This is a genomic window from Pseudomonas fluorescens (assembly GCF_902497775.2).
GTDB lineage: Bacteria > Pseudomonadota > Gammaproteobacteria > Pseudomonadales > Pseudomonadaceae > Aquipseudomonas > Aquipseudomonas putida_F.
Window position 1 is genome coordinate 2,245,912 of record NZ_OZ024668.1, and the last position, 17,463, is coordinate 2,263,374.

Here is a 17,463-nt window from a genome sequence, read left to right on the forward strand (position 1 = left end):
CCCATGAAATTGAAAATCCAGTCTCGCGGCCTTCGCAGCGAGATGAGCCCGCGCGCGCTCGATAAATGGAATCCCGCAATTCAGGCGGCTGTCGAGAACACCGCTGAGACCATAACCGTGTACGGCGTGATCGGTGAAGACTGGTATGGCGAGGGCGTGACGCTTAAGCGTATCGACGCGGCGCTGCGCGCTATTGGTGAGCGCGACGTTACCGTCTATATCAACTCACCCGGCGGCGACATGTTTGAAGGCATCGCCATCTACAACCGCCTCAAGCAACACAGCCAGAAGGTCACGACCAAAGTGCTGGGCATGGCAGCCAGCGCTGCCTCAGTTATCTACCTGGCAGGCAGCGATCGACAGGTAGCCAGCAGCGCGTTCCTCATGATCCACAACTGCTGGACGTTCCTCGCGGGTAATCGCCACTACCTGCGCGATGTAGCCGACGACATGCAAGAGTTCGATGCCGCGATGGCCGATCTCTATGCCGAAACCAGTGGGCAGGCCACCGAGGACATGGCTGAGCTGATGGACGATGAAACCTACATCCGCGGCAAGCGAGCAGTGGAGCTGGGCTTAGCCACCAGCGTGCTGTCGTCAGCCGAGATCACCGAGCGCGAAACCGAAGAATCGACCCAATCCAGTGCGCTCAAGGCCATGGATGTGGCGCTGGCCAAAGCTGGCATGCCTCGCTCCGAACGTCGCGAGTTGTTCGCCAGTTTCAAGTCCGGCATGCCTCGCGCTGCCGGCGGGGATACGTCAAGCGCTATCCCGCCCGATAAGCCGCGCGCTGTCGCTCCAGACCTCACCGCCTCTCTGAGCGCGGCAACCAACCTCCTCAACGCTTTGAAAGGAACCGACCATGGACTTTGAATCCCAAGTCAAGGAACTCAACGCCAGCCTCAAGGGCATTGGTGACCAGATTAAAACCCAGGCCGAGGCGGTCGAGAAGCAGATCAAGGCCTCGGGTGAGATGAACACCGAAACCCGCGCCAAGGTGGATGAACTGCTGACCAAGCAGGGCGAAATCAGCGCACGCCTGGGCGAGGCGGAGCAGAAGCTCGTCAATGCAAGCCGGGATCGCAACCATCAAGAAGAGCCGCAGAAGTCAGTTGGCGCTCTTGTGATCGAAAGCGAAGAAATGCAGGCAATGAACTCGTCCTTCCGTGGCTCGCGCCGTGTCTCGGTGCCTCGTGCTGCGATCACCACCGCCACTGGCGGTGATCTGGTGGCTCCGCAGCGTTTGCCAGGCGTCCTTGCGCCGCCTCAGCGTCGACTCACGATCCGCGACCTGGTGGCGCCGGGTACCACCGAATCGAACTCCATTGAGTACGTTCGCGAAACCGGCTTCACCAACAACGCCAAGCCTGTAGCGGAGAACACCGCCAAGCCGTACTCCGACCTCACGTTCGCTCTGGCTACCGCGAACGTGCGCACCATCGCTCACCTGTTCAAGGCGAGCCGCCAGATGCTCGATGACGCGAAGGCGTTGCAAAGCTACATCGATGGTCGCGCGCGTTACGGCCTGACCATGGCGGAAGAAGCCCAGCTGCTCTACGGCAACGGCACAGGGGCCAACCTGCAAGGCTTGATGACCGTTGCCCAGCTGTACGCTGCTCCATCCGGGGTAGCGGTGGTGGGTGAACAGCGAATCGACAGGTTGCGGTTGGCGCTGCTGCAAGCCGAACTGGCCGAGTTCCCTTCGGACGGCATCGTGCTGAACCCCATCGACTGGGCAGCGATTGAGCTGACCAAGGATGGCGAGGGGCGCTACATCATCGGTCAGCCGCAGGACGGCACCAACGCACGCCTGTGGAACCGTCCGGTGGTGTCCACCCAGGCCATGACGCAAAACGACTTCCTCGTTGGCGCGTTCAAGCTCGGCGCGCAGATCTTCGATCGCATGGAGATCGAAGTGCTGATCTCGACTGAGAACGACAAGGACTTCGAGAACAACATGGCGACGATCCGTGCCGAGGAGCGTTTGGCTTTCGCCATCTACCGTGACGAAGCATTCGTCACCGGTCCTCTGGCCACCGTCACGCCCTAATCCTTCCGCTATGCGGCGCCAGTAATGGCGCCCGACTGGAGTACAGCTATGGCACGTACCAAGACCACGCCATCTTCCACCGAGTCTGTGAATGAATCAGAGGTAGCCCAAGAGCCAGTGCCGGAACAGTCGCAAGCGGTCATCAATGCCGCCGAAGCAGGCTCGCCTGCCGGCACGGGAGAGGGAGGGCCGCCGGAAGCCCCTGACGTTGACAATACGTCCAACCTTGTCGACGCAGCCATTGATGCTGAGCCAGGCGCAGGTAACTCCACCGATGAGACTGCGCTGGCCCAAGCTACCGATGCACGCAGTGCTGATCTACAAGATGCCCAGCCTGGGCCCGATGTTGCCATTGGCGATGCGCAGCTTTCGGGAAGCCCTAACCCATCGGTCGTTCAAATTTACCCGCTGCGGTCCTACATGGATGAGGGCGAGCTGCGACGCCGCGGTGGCCCGGCTTACACAGTTCCGCGCCGGCACGCCGAGGACCTTGTGCAAAGTAAGTTGGCATCATTTGAGCCGCTGGAGGAATAGGTGATGTCGGTTATCAGCATACCAATCGCCCGTCAGCACCTGCGCGATCCGGATGACGATGACCAGTACCTGGAGCTGCTGCTTGATGCCGCTGAAGATCAGGCGATGCGTTATCTGAATCGTCGCTTCTATGCTGATACGGACGCGCTGAATGCGGCAGTGCGCGCGGGCGAGGCTGGTGAATCGCCGATCGTCATCAACGCTTCGGTTATTGCCGCGTGTCTTCTGATTCTCGGGCATCTCTACGCGAATCGTGAGGACGAGATTGTCGGCACGGCTACCTCGGTACTTTCGAACGGCTCACGAGCGTTATTGACACCGTATCGCGTGGGGTGGGGGGTATGAGGGCAGGACCTTTGCGGCATCGTGTGGAAATCCAACAGAAGGTGTCTGTTCGCGATACTGCCACGGGCGAGTATGGCGAGCCCACTTGGCAGACCTTCGCGACAGTGTGGGCAAGCAAAACCGACCTCTCTACTCGCGATGTGCTTGCAGCGAAGGCAGGCCAGTCAGAAGTGACATCACGGTTTGTCATCCGTTATCGCGCTGGCGTCTTGCCGACGATGCGTATTGTTCATCGCGGCGAGGTTTACAGCATTGAAGGTCCACCGATGGAGGACCCCAAGTCAGGGCGTGAGTATCTGACCATTCTCGTTTCAAAGGGGGTGAAGGATGGCTGACGAAATCAGTGCAAGCCTGCAGGGACTGGCCACGGTGACCCAGAAAATGCTTGGCCTCGCGCCGAAACTGCGCCGCAAGGGGTTACGCAAGGCTGCCCGCCAGGCGATGAACATCGTCCGCGATGATGCGAAGTCCAGGGCCAAGGCCATCGACGACCCCGAAACCGCTGAAAAGATCTGGAAGAACATTGTCACCCAGGAATCGGGCAAGCAAAGCCGGCGCGAGGGCGGGGTGGTGATGAAGGTCGGTATTCGCGGCGGGGCAGGGGCGAACCAGCACAGCAAGGATGCGAGCGGGAGCCCTGGCGGTGACACCCGCCACTGGCGGTACATCGAGTTCGGCACCCAGTACACCCCGCCGGCGCCTTTTATGCGCCCATCCTTCTCGCAGAACCTGGGCGCCGTTACCGATCGATTCGTCAGTGTCTTCGCCCAGGAGATTGACGCTGCATTGAGGGAGGCCTGATGGAACCGCCAATTTTCGCCGTCTGCTCAGCAGATCCCGGTGTCACCGCGCTGTTGGGCGCCGGAGTCGACTGCCGGCTGTTCTCGTTCGGTGAAGCGGAGGAGGGCACGCTCAAGCCCTACGCGGTTTGGGGGCTGATTACCGGCAGTCCGGAGAACTACCTGGCCGGCCGCCCCGATGCCGACGGCTTCACGCTGCAGGTGGACGTTTACGCGGCCACCGGTGGCGCAGTCGCTGCTGTCACCAAGGCCCTGTGCGCCGCCATTGAGCCGCACGCCTACGTTGTCCGCTGGGGCGCTACAGACCGCGACCCGAAAACGAAAGACCGACACCGAAGTTTCGATGTTGATTGGCATGTAGAGCGCTGATCACCGTCTGCCCTGAAGCCCGCCTAGTGCGGGCTTTTCTATTGATATCTGGAGAAAAGCCATGTCTATGTTCTCTCAAGGCTCGCAGCTCTACGCTCTGCTGCCGCCCGCTAACGGATCGGGTCCCAGGACCGTGATGGAGGTCGAATGCCTGACCAACTTCAACCCGGGCGGATCGCCCGCGGATCAGATCGACGACACCTGCCTGTCCGACACCGACCGTAAATTCAAAAAAGGCCTTCGCTCGCCGGGCCAGGCCACTGCCACCATCCTCGCTGATCCTCGCAACGCCAGTCATGTGCGGATGTTCCAGCTCTCGCAGGACGACAGCGACGAGGACGTTCTTTGGGCGCTCGGCTGGTCCGATGGCAAGGACATTAAGCCGACCGTGAACACCGAGGGTGATGATTTCGAGCTGCCAAATACCCGCACTTGGTGCCTGTTCGCCGGTTATGTCGCGGACTTCCCGTTCGACTTCGCAAGCAACGCCTCCGTCAGCACCGCAGCGACCATTCAGCGCTCCGGCAAGCTCAACTGGATCGTCAAGGGAAGCACCCCATGAACCTGGAACAACTGAAGAAGAAAGGCGGCGTCGTTGCTGATGCCCTGGTCGCGAAAAAGGTCGAGTGGAAGCATGTCGACGAGACCGGCAAGGAAGTCACCGACAAGTTCACCGTGCATGTTCGCCGCCATGCTTTCGGCGCTATGGAGCTCATGCACGCCGGTGGCGAGGCAGAGCGCTTCAAGAACGCCCGCTACCTGTCGGCCAGCATCATGCTTGGTACGGATGGTGGTGAAGAGCTGCCCTTCGAGGACGCGGTGAACCTCGACCCAGACCTGGGCATCCTGTTGCTCAAAGCCGTCAACGAAGTGAACAACCCCCCAGCAAAGAAATCACCCCGGCCGAAGAGATCTGGCACGAGCTCGTCCTTAACGGCATAGGCGGCACTTCGATCGCAGAGGCCAAGGCCACACTTTCCTATGCGGAAGTTTTGGCCTGGGTCGCGTATCGGGACAAGCATGGATCGCTGAACCCGATGCGCCGGCAAGAACTGGCGGCGGCCATCATCGCGCAGCAGATTAACCGTGGCGCGGGTGGCAAGGCTGAGCTGATCGATTTCATGCCGCATGCGGAGCGGCCGGGGGTATCCCTGGAACAAGCGATGAGCGAGTGGTCGTGAAAGCCCTTCCCTCAGATGGTAGATTGCTACAAATCTATATGGAGGGTTTTATGGGTAATCGTGCATTGAAATTGTCACTCGGCGCGTTAGTGCTATCTGGATTCCACTTAAGCTGTAATGCCGACGAACTTGATAAAGATGGCTTGATGCAAGTTGTTGAGGCTACCTTCTCTGCTGCAGGGTCTTGTCATAATAGAAGTAGGCTTTTTGGGAAGGTTTTACAGGCAAAAAGTGACGGGGCAAGTCTTGCTCAAATAAATACGGCGATTGATGCGGCGCTGCTAGAAGCAAATAAGGACGTTATTGATGCAGCGTATTCCTATGGCGGGCCGCTAGATGAAGGTGCGGAAAAGTATTTTGATAAGTGCATTTCCGATAGACGATCCGATATGAAAAGAATGATTTTTCGGTGATTAGTTAGCTAGTGAGAGCCCGCTGTAGCGGGCTTTTTTTATGCCAGGAGGAAAGTAAATGGCATCGCGCTCCCTTGGCACACTGACTCTCGATTTGATAGCTAGAATTGGCGGCTTTCAAGAGGGAATGAATAGAGCGTCGAGATCTGTAGCAAGCACCGGGGCGGCCGCTGACGCTGCTGCATCGCGCATAAACGCTCTTCAAGGGCAGTTCCTTTCGCTGTCCGCAGTCGCTTCGCGTATTGCAGGCCCGCTCGCTGCAGCTTTCAGTGTGACTGCCGTGCACAGCGCAACGGAGGCATATAGTACGCTCACGAACCGACTAAAGTTGGTGACAGACAACTCCACCGAGTTGGCAGCTGCGCAGAAAGCGGTTTTCGGCATTGCTCAAGATTCTGCCCAGCCCTTGGCGGCCACTGCCGAGCTATATCAGCGCATCGCCACCAACCAGGACGCGTTGAAGTTGTCCGGTGAGGGTGTTGCCGGAATCGTCGGGACCATCAGCAAGACGCTGGCTATCTCCGGGTCATCGGCGGAGAGCGCAAACGCAGCCCTCATCCAGCTCGGCCAAGCATTTGCGTCGGGCGTACTTCGCGGCGAAGAACTTAACTCCGTGATGGAGCAGGCTCCGGCGCTTTCCCAGGCCATTGCGGCCGGCATGGGGAAAACCGTTGGCGAATTGCGAGCGATGGGTGCTGCTGGCGAGCTCACCGCTCAGGCGGTGGTCAAGGCCTTGCAAAGCCAGTCGGGCGCGGTTGATGCACTGTTCGCCAAGACCGCAACCACAATTGGGAACAGCTTCACCAAGATCAGCAACTCGCTCACGCATTTCATTGGCGAACTTGACCAGGCTACCGGGGCAAGTTCCAGGGTCTCAGCGGAGTTTGTTGGCCTCTCGAAAGCGATCGACAATAGCCTTCCGGCGGTCATGAGCTCGATAACGAAGGAGTCGAATACCCTATCCCAAGTATTGACCACGGGGCTGTTTGTTGCGCTTGGCCGAGTGGCTGGTGGGTACGCCCAGCAGGCGGGGGCGGCTCTGTATTCGGCCTCTGCAAGTAAAGCAGCCCTTGCTGCTGCAGCGGACACTGCCAAGAAGGATCTATGGGCCGCGCAGGCGAAGCAAATCGATGCCAAGGCGCTCATGGAGCGTGCCGCGCTGGAAATCAAGGCGGCAGAAGGCAAGGTTGCATCGGATCGGGCGCGTCAAATCTCCGAACTTGCCAACCTCAAAGCGACACAATCTGCACTGGTTGCTGAGCGACAGCTTGAGCAGCAGCGCCTAGCTGCACAGATCACCGATGTGGGGCGTACAAAGTCCCTCACCCGGCTGGCAGAACTGCGGCAAGCTGAAGTTGCCATGCTAAAAAGCGTTGAGAAGGCCGAGCGAGCCCTGGCCGCAACCACGACGGCGGCCTCCGCGCAAATTCGGCAGGCCTATGCGATGCGGACGGCAGCTGTTACTGCCTACGGGGAAACCACCGCGGTTGCGAACGCTCTAGCAGCCACCTCCAGGGCCGCTGATTCCGCCGCTGCATCGGCCACCGTTGCCGGCCGCGCTTTTGGTGCTCTGGCGAATGCTGGCCGCGGGTTATTGGCTTTGATGGGCGGTCCTGTGGGGTTGCTGTTTATTTCTGGGGCTGTAGCGCTTTCGTTTGTCGACTTCAGAAGCAGTAGCGATAAAGCGAAAGAGGGGCTTGAGCAACTTCGCGGCCCAATGGACGACGTAATCGCGCGCTTCAAGGCGATGACCGAAGAGCAAAGAGCTGGTGCCCTGGTGCGCTGGGGAGAGGCTCAGGCGGAGGCAGTGAAAGCTGCAAAAGAAGAGCTCGACTCCCTTCAGGCTACTTTGAAAAAGGGCGTGCTTGGCTCGGATTCGCTTTCACTACCTTCTCGCATTGCAGGCTCTAGCAATGCGCAGACAATTCAGCGCGCCAAGGATTACAAAGACCTGAGCGATCAACTCCAGGAGGTCGCAAAAAACGGCGGCTCCATGATTCCTGTTCTTGAGAAGGCAGGGAAAATCCCTGGCGTTTCGCCGACACTCCTCAACGACCTGAAAAAGTCTGCTGAAGGGTGGTCGAACCAGGACCAGGCAGCAAAGGAAGCTACAGCGCGCCTTGCCCAGCTTAGCGCCGCGCAAGAGAAAAGCTCGGTGGCCACTTCTGCCGCAGCAACCGCTACATCCAGCCTCACCGCAGCCGGCCAGAAGTACCTGCAGACGATTCAACAAAAGCTCGTAAAGCTTCAAGACAACAACGATGCGGTCAAGGAGGCCAATCGTTTCATTTCTGAGCACAAGGATCTGTCCGAAGCTGACCGGATTGCGATCCTGTCCGCGGCACATGCTTCAAAGGCTCAGGATGAGGCTAACAAGGCGGCGACCAAGTCGACCCGAGAGCACGCCTCAGAAATGAAGTCGCTCAAGAAGACGTTCGCGGACGCTGAGGAAAATTATCAGCGCCAGATCGAGCTGATGAACACCTCGACCGATAAGCGCAAAAATGCAACCGAAGTCGAAAAGCTGGCCTTCGAGGTTGCGAGCGGCAAGTATGAAAATCTGAATTCGCTGCAGAAAAAATCGCTGGAAGGGTATGCGGCCGAGCTCGACGCCAAGAAGACACTGCTCAAGGCTGACCAGGACGCCAAGCGCTTAGCTGCTTTGGACTTCAACCTCAAGGAAGAAAACCGTACTGCGAAGGATGGCTTCGATCAGGAGCTTGCAGGTGCGGGTCGGGGCGAGAAGTACCGTGAGCGCTTCCGGGAAATGCTCAGCATCGAGCAGGATTTCAACAAGCAGCGCCGCGAGATGTACAAGGAGTACAAAGAGGCAGAGATTGCCGGCGACCCGGACGCTGAAGCGAACTACAAGAAAGAAACCGCTCTATTGAGCGATGCGCTGGCTACTCGGTTGTCCTTGCAGGTGGACTACTACAGCCGGCTGGACGAGGCCCAATCCAACTGGATGGATGGTGTCAGCGATGCCTGGCAGAACTTCGTTGATTACGCCCAGGACTACTCGGTGCAGGCTGCTGATGCAACAGCCTCAGTGCTGGGTAGCGCCAGGAGCGAGCTCAGTTCGTTCATGTCCGACGTAGCTACCGGGTCGAAGGATGCCGGGGATGCACTGATGGACATGGTTACCGGGTTCGCCAAGGCAACTGTCGGCGCACTGACGGACATGGCTGCCCAGTGGCTGGTGTACCAGGCCGTGCAGCTGATGGTCGGCAAAGCTACACAGTCCTCTGCTGGCTTGGCTCTGGTGGCGCATGCGCAGGCAGCTTCGTTCCAGGCTCAGCTGGCGGCATACGCCTCGACTGCCGCAATCCCGATGATTGGCCCTGCTGCTGCGCCGGCTGCTGCTGCAACTGCGGCAATGGCTACTGCACCAATGGTGGCCGGAGTTGCATCAACCGCGCTGATGGGTATGGCTCACAGCGGCATTGACAGCATCCCGCGTGAGGGCACCTGGCTGCTCGATGGCGGCGAGCGCGTGCTCAACCCCAATCAGAACCGCGACCTGACCCAGTATCTGCGTAATGCGGGCGATGCGGGCAGGGGTATGAACACCGGGTTACCGCCCATCAAGGTCGATGTAGTTGTCCAGGTTCCGCCCGGAACGTCGGCGGACGATTCGAAGCGTATCGGTGATTCGGTCGGCGCAGCTCTGGACCAGAAGATCGAGGATGCGCTTTACCGCGCGACCCAGCAGGGCGGGATCCTGTGGAGGAGAACATGACCGAGGTATTTAGCTTTTGCACCCGAGTGGGTGCCTCGGGCGAGATCAAGCAGCGTACCTGGGAGAACGACTTCGGTGATGGCTACACCCAGTCGGGCGGCACGGGTATCAACACCAAGTCCGAAGACTGGGATCACCAGATGACCGGCGGCCTTGAACCAGGCGATGAGTTACGGCAGGTCCGTGACTTCCTTGATCGCCATGAGGGCTACCGGTCATTCCTCTGGATTCCGCCCGGCGGTACCCAGGGGAGATACAAGGTCAACGGTTACAAACTCGACCCGAAAGGCGCCGGCCTGTTCACGCTCAGCTTCAAGATGAAGCAGGTATTCACCCCTTACTGATTCAGAGGTTCAACATGAAAAATGAAGCTGCATCGAAGCCTGTACCGGTTGATCGTCCGTTTGTATCTATGCCTAGTTTGGAGTACCAGATCAAAAAGACGGAGAGGCCAACGGACGGGGTCTGCCCCGCATGCGGCAGGGCAGACAAACCACCGTCAGCCTAGGATTTTGGCAAGATCCCTGATCTTTTGGCTGTTCCCACCAATCCGGCCGGGCGGCTGCATTTTTGATGATTCTGCAAGTGCATGGGTGATTGCCTCATGAGCTGAGTCATACCCCTGGTTTTCTTGGATGTGCTTCAGAAGTCCGATCACCAGGCATTGCAAAGTAGCAATCTCCTCGGTGTGGTTGTTGATTGCCTGTACCAACTGCTGCTCATTGTTCATTCGTAAATTCCGTTTAAATAGAAAGGCGCGTCACTTAGCAATTTCGCCCCTGGAGGCTGTATTGCCCGGCCATGGCGAGGCACAACGCTACTACTACAAATTCCAGCCCCGTTACTGGCTTTTCATCCACGCTGGATGTCTGCCCAGTCACTTTATGAGCCCCGCCTATAGCGGGGTTTCTTCTTTCTGAGGCCCCATGAACTTCAACACCGACATCCAAAAGCTTGAGCCGGGCAACCAGATCCGGCTGTTCGAGGTGGACGCTACGCGCCTGGGCGGCAACCTGATGCGCTTCCACGGCCATGCCCAGGAAGGCGACATCATCTGGCAGGGCAACCTCTACTCGCCGCAACAGCTCGACGCAGAGGGCTTCGACATCCGCGGCGATGGCAGGCCGGCCAGCCCAACGCTACAGCTGGCCAACGAGATCGATGGTGTGCGCGGCGCGGTGACCGCGCTGTGCCTGCACCTGAAGGACCTGGCCGGTGCGAAGGTGAAAGTGATCGAGACCTTTCGGCACTTCCTGGACGCCGCCAACTTCCCCGATGGCAACCCTGACGCCTCGAACCAGGCCCGGGAAAACCTCTGGTACATCGAGCAGAAGACCGACGAAGACCGCGAGCAGGTGACGTTTCAGCTCTCCAGCCCGCTGGACCTGGGCGGCCAGATGCTGCCCAGCCAGCAGATCACCAAGCTCTGCCGCTGGGCCTGCCGTGGGCAGTACCGGCAGGAGGCCTGCGCCTATACCGGGTCGGCCATGTTCACCAAGAAGGACGAGCCCACCGATAATCCGGCGCTCGATCGTTGCGGCGGCCGCCGGAAAAGCTGCAAGGCCCGGGGCAATACCCGGCGCTTTGGCGGCTCCATGGGCGCCAGTCTCATTGCCAGTTCGAGGTAACCCATGCGCATCAACCAACAGCTGCAGGCCGCGATCCGCGAGCATGCCGAGCGCGAACACCCGGCCGAGGCCTGCGGCGTACTGATCAAAACCGACCAGGGCCGCGAATACGTGCCGTGCCGGAACCTGGCCAGGACGCCGCGCGACCACTTCACCTTGCACCACGAGGATCTGGCCCAGGCCGAGGACCGCGGCGAACTGCTGGCGATCATCCACAGCCACCCGGACGCCGCACCGACGCCTAGCATGGCCGACCGTGTCAGTTGCGAGTTGCACGAGGTGCCCTGGGGCATCGTGGGCTGGCCAGGCGGCGATATGGAATGGTTCAAGCCCTCGGGTTACCAGGCTCCGCTGCTGGGCCGCGAGTTCGCCCATGGCCTGCTCGATTGCTGGGGCGCCTGCCGCGATTGGTACGCCCGTGAGGCTGGCCTGCAGCTGCCGAACTTCGAGCGCCAGGATCTGTGGTGGGAAGACCCGGACGGGGCAAGCCTCTACGAGGACAATTTTACTAGCGCCGGCTTCTACCAGGTCGACACGCCCAAGCGCGGCGACATGCTGGTGTTCATGGTCCCGTCCCCGGGCAGGCCGTGCTACCACCCGAACCATGCAGCCATCTACCTGGGCGACGAGCCGGCGCTGGTCAGCGAGGACGCGCCGACACTGGGCGGCAGCGGCCCATTCATCTACCACCACATGGCCGGCCGCTCTTCCTCCCGCGACATCTACGGTTGGTCGATGGCCAACCGCTGCCGTCTGGTGCTGCGCCACAAGGACTATCGCCCATGAAACGGACCATCAAGCTTTACGGGGTGCTGCGCAAGAACTTCGGCCGTGAGTACATCCTCGATGTGCACAGCGTGCGTGACGCGATCGGGGCGCTGTGCGCGATGGTGCCGGGCTTCGAGAAGTTCATCACCACCGGCGAGGAGCGGGGTCTGGTGTTCACGGTGTTCTCGGGCACGCGCAACCTGGACAACCAGGAGCTCGACCTGGTGGGCGACGACAACGGCGTTATCCGCATCGCGCCGATCATTCAGGGCAGCAAGCAGGCCGGCCTGTTCCAGGTCGTGCTGGGTGCGGTGCTGGTGGTGGCTGGCATGTTCAACGGCGGGTTGTCGGCTGGGCCTGGCATGGCCTTGATCGCGGGTGGCGGCGCCCTGGCCCTGGGTGGCGTAGTGCAGATGCTGTCCCCGACAGCCAAGACAGGCAGTCTCGACCGCAACGAGGACGGAAACAATCCGTCATATGGCTTTGGCTCGGCGGTGACCACCATCGCTCAGGGCAACCCGTACCCGGTGCTGTATGGCGAACGCGAGATTGGCGGCGCCGTCGAGTCGGGCGGCATCTACACGCAAGACCAGCTCTGACGACTGGCAATTCCTGACCCGCTTCGGCGGGTTTTTTCGTTTCTGGAGGGGCGCATGGGCGCAGCAGTGAAGCGCAAGCCGCGGCGGGCAGCGAGCAGCCGCCGACGGGTTGTCGGCAGCAAGGGCGGGCAGAAGAAACAGAAACAACCCAGCATCGCCTCGAACAGCGTGCCGTCTATCTCCACGGCGCGGATTGTCTACCTGTGGAGCTGGGGCCCCATCGTCGGCCCAGTGCACGGGCTACGCTCGGTCAAGCTCGCCGGCACGCCGATCATGGCCGAGGATGGCACCCTCAACTACCCCGGCGTTAAGTGGCAGTTTCGCGCGGGCGAGCTGGACCAAGAGCGCCTGGCGGGTATCAGCGAGTCGAGCAACGAGATCGATGTCGGCCAGGAGTTGAGGAGCAACACCCCGTGGCTGCACTCGATCACCAACTCCATGATCGATGCCGTGCGCCTGCGCTTCAGCTGGCCGCAACTGCAGTCGCAAGATGCCAGCGGCAACATCAATGGCGTGCGCATCGAGTACGCCGTGGATGTCTCGACCGATGGCGGCCCCTACCTGCAGGTGCTTACCTCCGAAGTCGACCGCAAGAACATCACCAAGTACGAGCGCTCCCACCGCATCGAGTTGCCGGCCGGTAGCCGCTGGTCCATTCGCGCCCGGCGACTGACGCCTGAAGCCAACAGCTCTCTGGTACAGGATGGCATGGTGGTGGAGGCCATTGCCGAAGTAGTCGACAGCGATCAGGAGTACCCTCTGACGGCGGTCGGCTGCCTCGAGTACGACGCCCAGCAGTTCGGTGGCGATATCGCCAAGGTGGCGGTGCTGATGCGTGGCCGCATCATCCGCGTGCCGATGAACTATGACCCGGCGACCAGGACCTATGCCACGGCAGGCCCCGGTACCAGCAACGGGGTTTGGGATGGCACCTTCAAGGAGGCCTACACCAATAACCCGGCATGGATCTTCTACGACCTGGCCCTGCATCCGTACTACGGCCTTGGCGAGCGCGTCGATGCCAGCATGATCAACCGCTGGTCCCTGTACCGCATTGCCCAGTACTGCGACCAGATGGTGCCGGACGGCAAGGGCGGCCAGGAGCCGCGCTTCACCTGCAACCTGTACCTGCAGAAGCAGGCCGAGGCCTGGGCGGTGCTGCAGGATCTTGCCGCTATCTTCCACGGCCTGGCCTTCTGGGATGGTAGCCAGATCGTCGTCAACGCCGACATGCCGCAGGATTCAGCCTACACCTACACCGGCGCCCAGATCCTGGGTGATGGCGCCATCAAGTACACCGGCAGCAAATGGCGCGATCGGCACAGCCTCGCGATGGTCTCATTCGACGATCCCGCTCAGGGCTTCGATACCGACAAGGAGCCCGTGTTCGATGAGGACGCCATGGCCGACTATGGTGTGCGCGAAACCTCCGTCGAAGCCGTGGGTTGTACGTCTCGCGGCCAGGCCCAGCGTGCCGGCCAATGGGCGCTGCTGACCGAGCAACTGCAGGTTCGCGGTGCAACCATGCGCGTCGGCCTTGATGGCTACATTCCAAAGCCGGGCAAGGTGATCTCGGTTGCAGATTCTATGCTGGCGGGCCGTGCCAATGGCGGGCGCATTGCTGCCGTTGCTGACCGGGTCATTACTCTGGATCGCGATGTTGAGGTGCCCACCGGAGCGCGGCTGCAGGTCAACCTCCCCAGTGGCAAGGCCGAGGCCCGCCAAGTCCGTTCGGTGTCTGGCCGGCAGGTCACAGTGATGGCCGACTACAGCGAGGTGCCCGAGGCAGAATGCGGCTGGGCGCTGGACTATGACGACCTGAAGCTGATGCAGTTCTACGTGCGTAACGTCACGCGGCCGGAGTGGCACCAGTTCCAGTTGGAGCTGATCCAGCACGAGCCGAGCAAATTCGACGCCATCGACTACGGTACCGTGATCGATGATCGTCCAATCAGCGTGCTGCCGCCTGGCGTGCAGGACGCACCGGCGCGCGTGCTGATCACCAGTCACAGCTCCGTAGAGCAGGGCATGGCCGTTACCACCATGGTCATCGGTTGGGACGCAGCGCCCGGGGCGGTGGCCTATGACGTGGAATGGCGCTGGGGCGCCCGGGATTGGATCAAGTTGCCGCGTACCGGCGAACTGTCGGCTGACGTGCGCGGCGTGTATGCCGGTCAGTACCTGGCCCGCGTGCGCGCCGTCAGTGCGATGGATGTCGCATCAATGCCGACCAACTCGGTGCTTACCGATGTCGCAGGCAAGACGACCCCGCCGCCGGCGGTCACCAAGCTGGAGGCCACCCCGCTGGTCTACGGCATCAAGCTGGCCTGGGGCTTCCCTGCTGGCGCCGAGGACACCCAGCGGACGGAGATCTGCTACAGCAAGACCACCTCGCGGGGCGACGCGATCAAGCTGGGCGACTTCGCTTACCCGCAGGCCGAGCACGAAATGCACGGCCTGGCTGCTGGCGTGTCGTTCTTCTTCTGGGCGCGGCTGATCGACCGCACCGGCAACGTCGGCCCGTGGTTCCCTGAAGCCGTTGGCATCAATGGCCATTCCAGTGCTGACCAGAGCCTGTACGAGGAGTACTTCCGCGAGCAGATCGGCAGCGGCGCTCTGTACCCAGAGTTGCGCAAGGAGATCGAGAAAATCTCGGGCGATGGCCCAGGGTCGGTAAACGACCGCCTGGAGCAGGCCAAGGATGAGATCTATGACCGCCTCGACCAGATCACTGACGCCCTGGCCTACGACCCAGCCAAGCCCTACGCCGCCGGCGACATCGTCCGCGACGGCCAGCACCTGTACCAGGCCAAGGGTGCAGTGCCAGTCGGCGCCGCGCCACCTGACCCGCTGTACTGGGCGGATATCGGCACCATCCTGCAGACGGCCAATGCCCTGGCGGCACAGGTCGAGCAGAACACCACCGATATCAGTGAGATCGACGGCAAGGTGACGGCCACGGCCAGCCAGATGCAGGCGCTGCAGGCCGGATACAGGGACGACGACGGCGAAGGCGATCTTGCCGATGCCCTGGACAGCTTCAACTCCAAGGCAGCGGCAGCCCAGCAGACGCGCGTTCAGGCGGCCAAGGACTTCGCCATGGCCGAACGTCTGACGACGCTCGATGCCCAGGTCGGGGACAACAAGGCGGGGCTCAGCACGCTCGAGCAGGTGGTGGCCACCAATGAGCAGGCCACCTCGTCGCGCCTTGACCAGCTGAAGACCGAGGTTGACGGCAACGCCTCGCGCATACAGCAGGTGTCCGAAGCCCAGTCCACAACCGACGAAACCGTCGCGTCTATGCGGACCTCGGTCGAATCGGTGTACACCGCCGGGCGTGACGATGATGGGGAAGGTGATCTGCTGGGAGCACTGGATGCCTGGAACGCCAGGGCGAAGTTCTCTTCGGAGACCAGAACCCTGGCCAATGCCGATCGCGCCCTGGCGATGAAGTCAGAAACGCTGGAGGCCTCGCTCAACGACACATCTGCGTCGGTCCAGCAGGTCAGCCAGACGGTGGTCGACCTCAATGGCCGCGTGTCCGCGCAAACGACGATCAAGGCCCAGACGGTGGTTGGCGGCAAGACGGTGATGGCTGGCCTGGCCCTGGGCAGCAATGGGACCACCTCGGAGATCCTGGCCTTTGCCCAGCGCTTTGCGATTGTCGACGAGGTCACCGGCCAGCTGATCACGCCGTTTGTTGTACAGAACGGCCAGGTGTTCATCAGCCAGGCGATCATCAATACAGCGTTCATCAAGGAGATCATCGCAGGGATGTCGATCCGTTCAGCTGCGGTCAATAGCAAGGGTGACCCGCTGCTGGAAATCAACTTCGCTGCTGGCACGTTTGTACTGCGCGGGCAGGATGCTGACGGCTCAACCCTGCTCAATAACGGCGGCCTGTACGTGTACGACGCAGCGGGTCAAGAGCGCTTCGCAGGCGGGAGGCTGACCTGATGGCGGTTCAGTATGGAATGCGCACCAAGGATGCATCCGGCAGGGTGACCCTGGATACTTCGATCACCTCCATCCGGTCGCTGAAGATGATGACCATCACCGGCAATGGGCAATACAACCAGACGTTAGATGTTCCTGAAATTACCGCTGAGTCTTTCGTTGTGGTCGATGCGCTAATGGACCTCAAGGAAAACACGTGGACACCTCAAGCTTGGTGGACGCCAGGGAAGCTTCAGCTGCGCGCGGCCGGCGTGACTCAGTGGCAGTTGATGATCCTATCGCAAGGAAGCGAGCCTTTTGCCAATAATGGTAATTACGGGGTAAGAACTTTTAATAACAATGTCAAGACCCAGATTGATTCGGTCAATAGGGTGCTTGGGGTTAGATACAGTGGGGAGTTTCAGTTCGGAATGTACTGGCAGCCAGGAATGCAGGCGCAAATCATCCCGAGCTTCTTCTACAAGTTTCCGACGCCAATCACCACCTATGAGCGACCTTTGGTTTTTCTGAATGCTGCCAATTACATGATGGTTGGAGGTTTCTATGTGGAAGGATCACCAGGCAATTGGACAGGCTGGGGGGTAGTTCAGTATGGAAACTACTACATGTATCATGGGTTATCAGTTTCTGATTACATGCAGATGAAGTGGTATTGCGCTACATACCAGTCCGATACAAGTGTGGCTGGTATGTATGGCGCAACGGTGCACGCCGCTGACGGGGCGAGGCTGTTTTCATCGACAGCCAATATTGCGACTTTGAACAGTCAACCGACAGCAACGTCATTCTATAACGACGGGCAACCTATAGAATTGCCGGGTAACTATATTTCTTCATTCAGGATGCCTTGGACAGGCCAGCAGGGTGATTACGTACTTGCGAACGCGTTGTTCTCTTGTACAAACATTGTCCAGGGTTCCCAGCCCATCAAAACAAACTTCGGGGGGTTCCTTCCAAATGACCGGACGGTCCTGAAGATGCATACATCAAACGCAGGCGGGGTAGATGCTGTCACGCCAAACGGTAGAACAGCATTCGCGTCACGGCCACAACTCCCACTTTAATTATCTCGGAGCATCT

General features: G+C 60.2%; 19 protein-coding genes. 18 read left to right on the forward strand and 1 reads right to left on the reverse strand.

From position 1 onward, the window contains the following. Positions 1–3: 3 nt before the first annotated feature. The 13 genes from F8N82_RS10230 to F8N82_RS10290 all read left to right on the forward strand — a co-directional run bounded on the left by F8N82_RS10230 (position 4) and on the right by F8N82_RS10290 (position 9,775). Complete coding sequence (locus tag F8N82_RS10230; RefSeq protein WP_150776825.1) at positions 4–873, forward strand: head maturation protease, ClpP-related; 870 nt, start codon at positions 4–6, stop codon at positions 871–873. Then, positions 863–2,050 (forward strand): phage major capsid protein, encoded by a 1,188-nt coding sequence (locus F8N82_RS10235; protein ID WP_150776826.1) that lies wholly within the window; start codon positions 863–865, stop codon positions 2,048–2,050. Before F8N82_RS10230 ends, F8N82_RS10235 begins: the two co-directional genes overlap by 11 nt. Positions 2,051–2,098: 48 nt before the next feature. Further along, on the forward strand, positions 2,099–2,584 hold the full coding sequence (locus F8N82_RS10240; protein ID WP_191626723.1) for a hypothetical protein: 486 nt from the start codon (positions 2,099–2,101) through the stop codon (positions 2,582–2,584). A 3-nt stretch (positions 2,585–2,587) separates the two neighbouring features. Continuing rightward, positions 2,588–2,929, forward strand: coding sequence for a head-tail connector protein (locus F8N82_RS10245; RefSeq protein WP_150776827.1), 342 nt, complete (start codon positions 2,588–2,590; stop codon positions 2,927–2,929). Then, entirely contained in the window at positions 2,926–3,264 is a 339-nt protein-coding gene (locus F8N82_RS10250) for a phage head closure protein (protein WP_150776828.1), read from the forward strand. The genes F8N82_RS10245 and F8N82_RS10250 overlap by 4 nt, the downstream gene beginning before the upstream one ends. Further along, a complete protein-coding gene (locus tag F8N82_RS10255) occupies positions 3,257–3,730 on the forward strand; it encodes an HK97-gp10 family putative phage morphogenesis protein (RefSeq protein WP_150776829.1) in 474 nt (157 codons plus the stop codon). The genes F8N82_RS10250 and F8N82_RS10255 overlap by 8 nt, the downstream gene beginning before the upstream one ends. After that, on the forward strand, positions 3,730–4,098 hold the full coding sequence (locus tag F8N82_RS10260; protein WP_150776830.1) for a DUF3168 domain-containing protein: 369 nt from the start codon (positions 3,730–3,732) through the stop codon (positions 4,096–4,098). Before F8N82_RS10255 ends, F8N82_RS10260 begins: the two co-directional genes overlap by 1 nt. 61 nt (positions 4,099–4,159) lie before the next feature. Continuing rightward, entirely contained in the window at positions 4,160–4,660 is a 501-nt protein-coding gene (locus tag F8N82_RS10265) for a phage tail tube protein (RefSeq protein ID WP_150776831.1), read from the forward strand. Further along, complete coding sequence (locus F8N82_RS10270; RefSeq protein ID WP_150776832.1) at positions 4,657–5,040, forward strand: phage tail assembly chaperone family protein, TAC; 384 nt, start codon at positions 4,657–4,659, stop codon at positions 5,038–5,040. Before F8N82_RS10265 ends, F8N82_RS10270 begins: the two co-directional genes overlap by 4 nt. After that, complete coding sequence (locus tag F8N82_RS10275) at positions 5,010–5,279, forward strand: phage tail assembly protein T (RefSeq protein WP_150776833.1); 270 nt, start codon at positions 5,010–5,012, stop codon at positions 5,277–5,279. Before F8N82_RS10270 ends, F8N82_RS10275 begins: the two co-directional genes overlap by 31 nt. 50 nt (positions 5,280–5,329) lie before the next feature. Continuing rightward, a complete protein-coding gene (locus tag F8N82_RS10280) occupies positions 5,330–5,692 on the forward strand; it encodes a hypothetical protein (RefSeq protein ID WP_150776834.1) in 363 nt (120 codons plus the stop codon). A gap of 58 nt (positions 5,693–5,750) precedes the next feature. Continuing rightward, positions 5,751–9,431 (forward strand): tape measure protein, encoded by a 3,681-nt coding sequence (locus F8N82_RS10285; protein WP_150776835.1) that lies wholly within the window; start codon positions 5,751–5,753, stop codon positions 9,429–9,431. Beyond that, positions 9,428–9,775, forward strand: a complete 348-nt coding sequence (locus F8N82_RS10290) for a phage tail protein (RefSeq protein WP_150776836.1) — start codon at positions 9,428–9,430, stop codon at positions 9,773–9,775. Before F8N82_RS10285 ends, F8N82_RS10290 begins: the two co-directional genes overlap by 4 nt. 155 nt (positions 9,776–9,930) lie before the next feature. Here the strand turns inward: F8N82_RS10290 and F8N82_RS10295 are convergent, their stop codons facing one another. Continuing rightward, positions 9,931–10,161, reverse strand: coding sequence for a hypothetical protein (locus F8N82_RS10295; RefSeq protein ID WP_150776837.1), 231 nt, complete (start codon positions 10,159–10,161; stop codon positions 9,931–9,933). A gap of 196 nt (positions 10,162–10,357) precedes the next feature. Between F8N82_RS10295 and F8N82_RS10300 the strand changes: the two genes are divergently transcribed. The 5 genes from F8N82_RS10300 to F8N82_RS10320 are packed head-to-tail and all read left to right on the forward strand — an operon-like array spanning position 10,358 to position 17,447. Next, positions 10,358–11,059, forward strand: a complete 702-nt coding sequence (locus tag F8N82_RS10300; RefSeq protein WP_150776838.1) for a phage minor tail protein L — start codon at positions 10,358–10,360, stop codon at positions 11,057–11,059. Positions 11,060–11,062: 3 nt separating this feature from the next. Further along, the gene (locus F8N82_RS10305) at positions 11,063–11,845 is read left to right on the forward strand and encodes a C40 family peptidase (RefSeq protein ID WP_150776839.1); all 783 of its coding nucleotides are present in this window, start codon (positions 11,063–11,065) and stop codon (positions 11,843–11,845) included. Beyond that, positions 11,842–12,426, forward strand: a complete 585-nt coding sequence (locus tag F8N82_RS10310) for a tail assembly protein (RefSeq protein ID WP_150776840.1) — start codon at positions 11,842–11,844, stop codon at positions 12,424–12,426. Before F8N82_RS10305 ends, F8N82_RS10310 begins: the two co-directional genes overlap by 4 nt. A gap of 54 nt (positions 12,427–12,480) precedes the next feature. Further along, entirely contained in the window at positions 12,481–16,383 is a 3,903-nt protein-coding gene (locus F8N82_RS10315; protein ID WP_150776841.1) for a phage tail protein, read from the forward strand. After that, positions 16,383–17,447 carry a hypothetical protein gene (locus tag F8N82_RS10320; protein WP_150776842.1) on the forward strand — a complete coding sequence of 355 codons (1,065 nt, stop codon included), beginning with the start codon at positions 16,383–16,385 and terminating at the stop codon, positions 17,445–17,447. Before F8N82_RS10315 ends, F8N82_RS10320 begins: the two co-directional genes overlap by 1 nt. Positions 17,448–17,463: the final 16 nt, after the last annotated feature.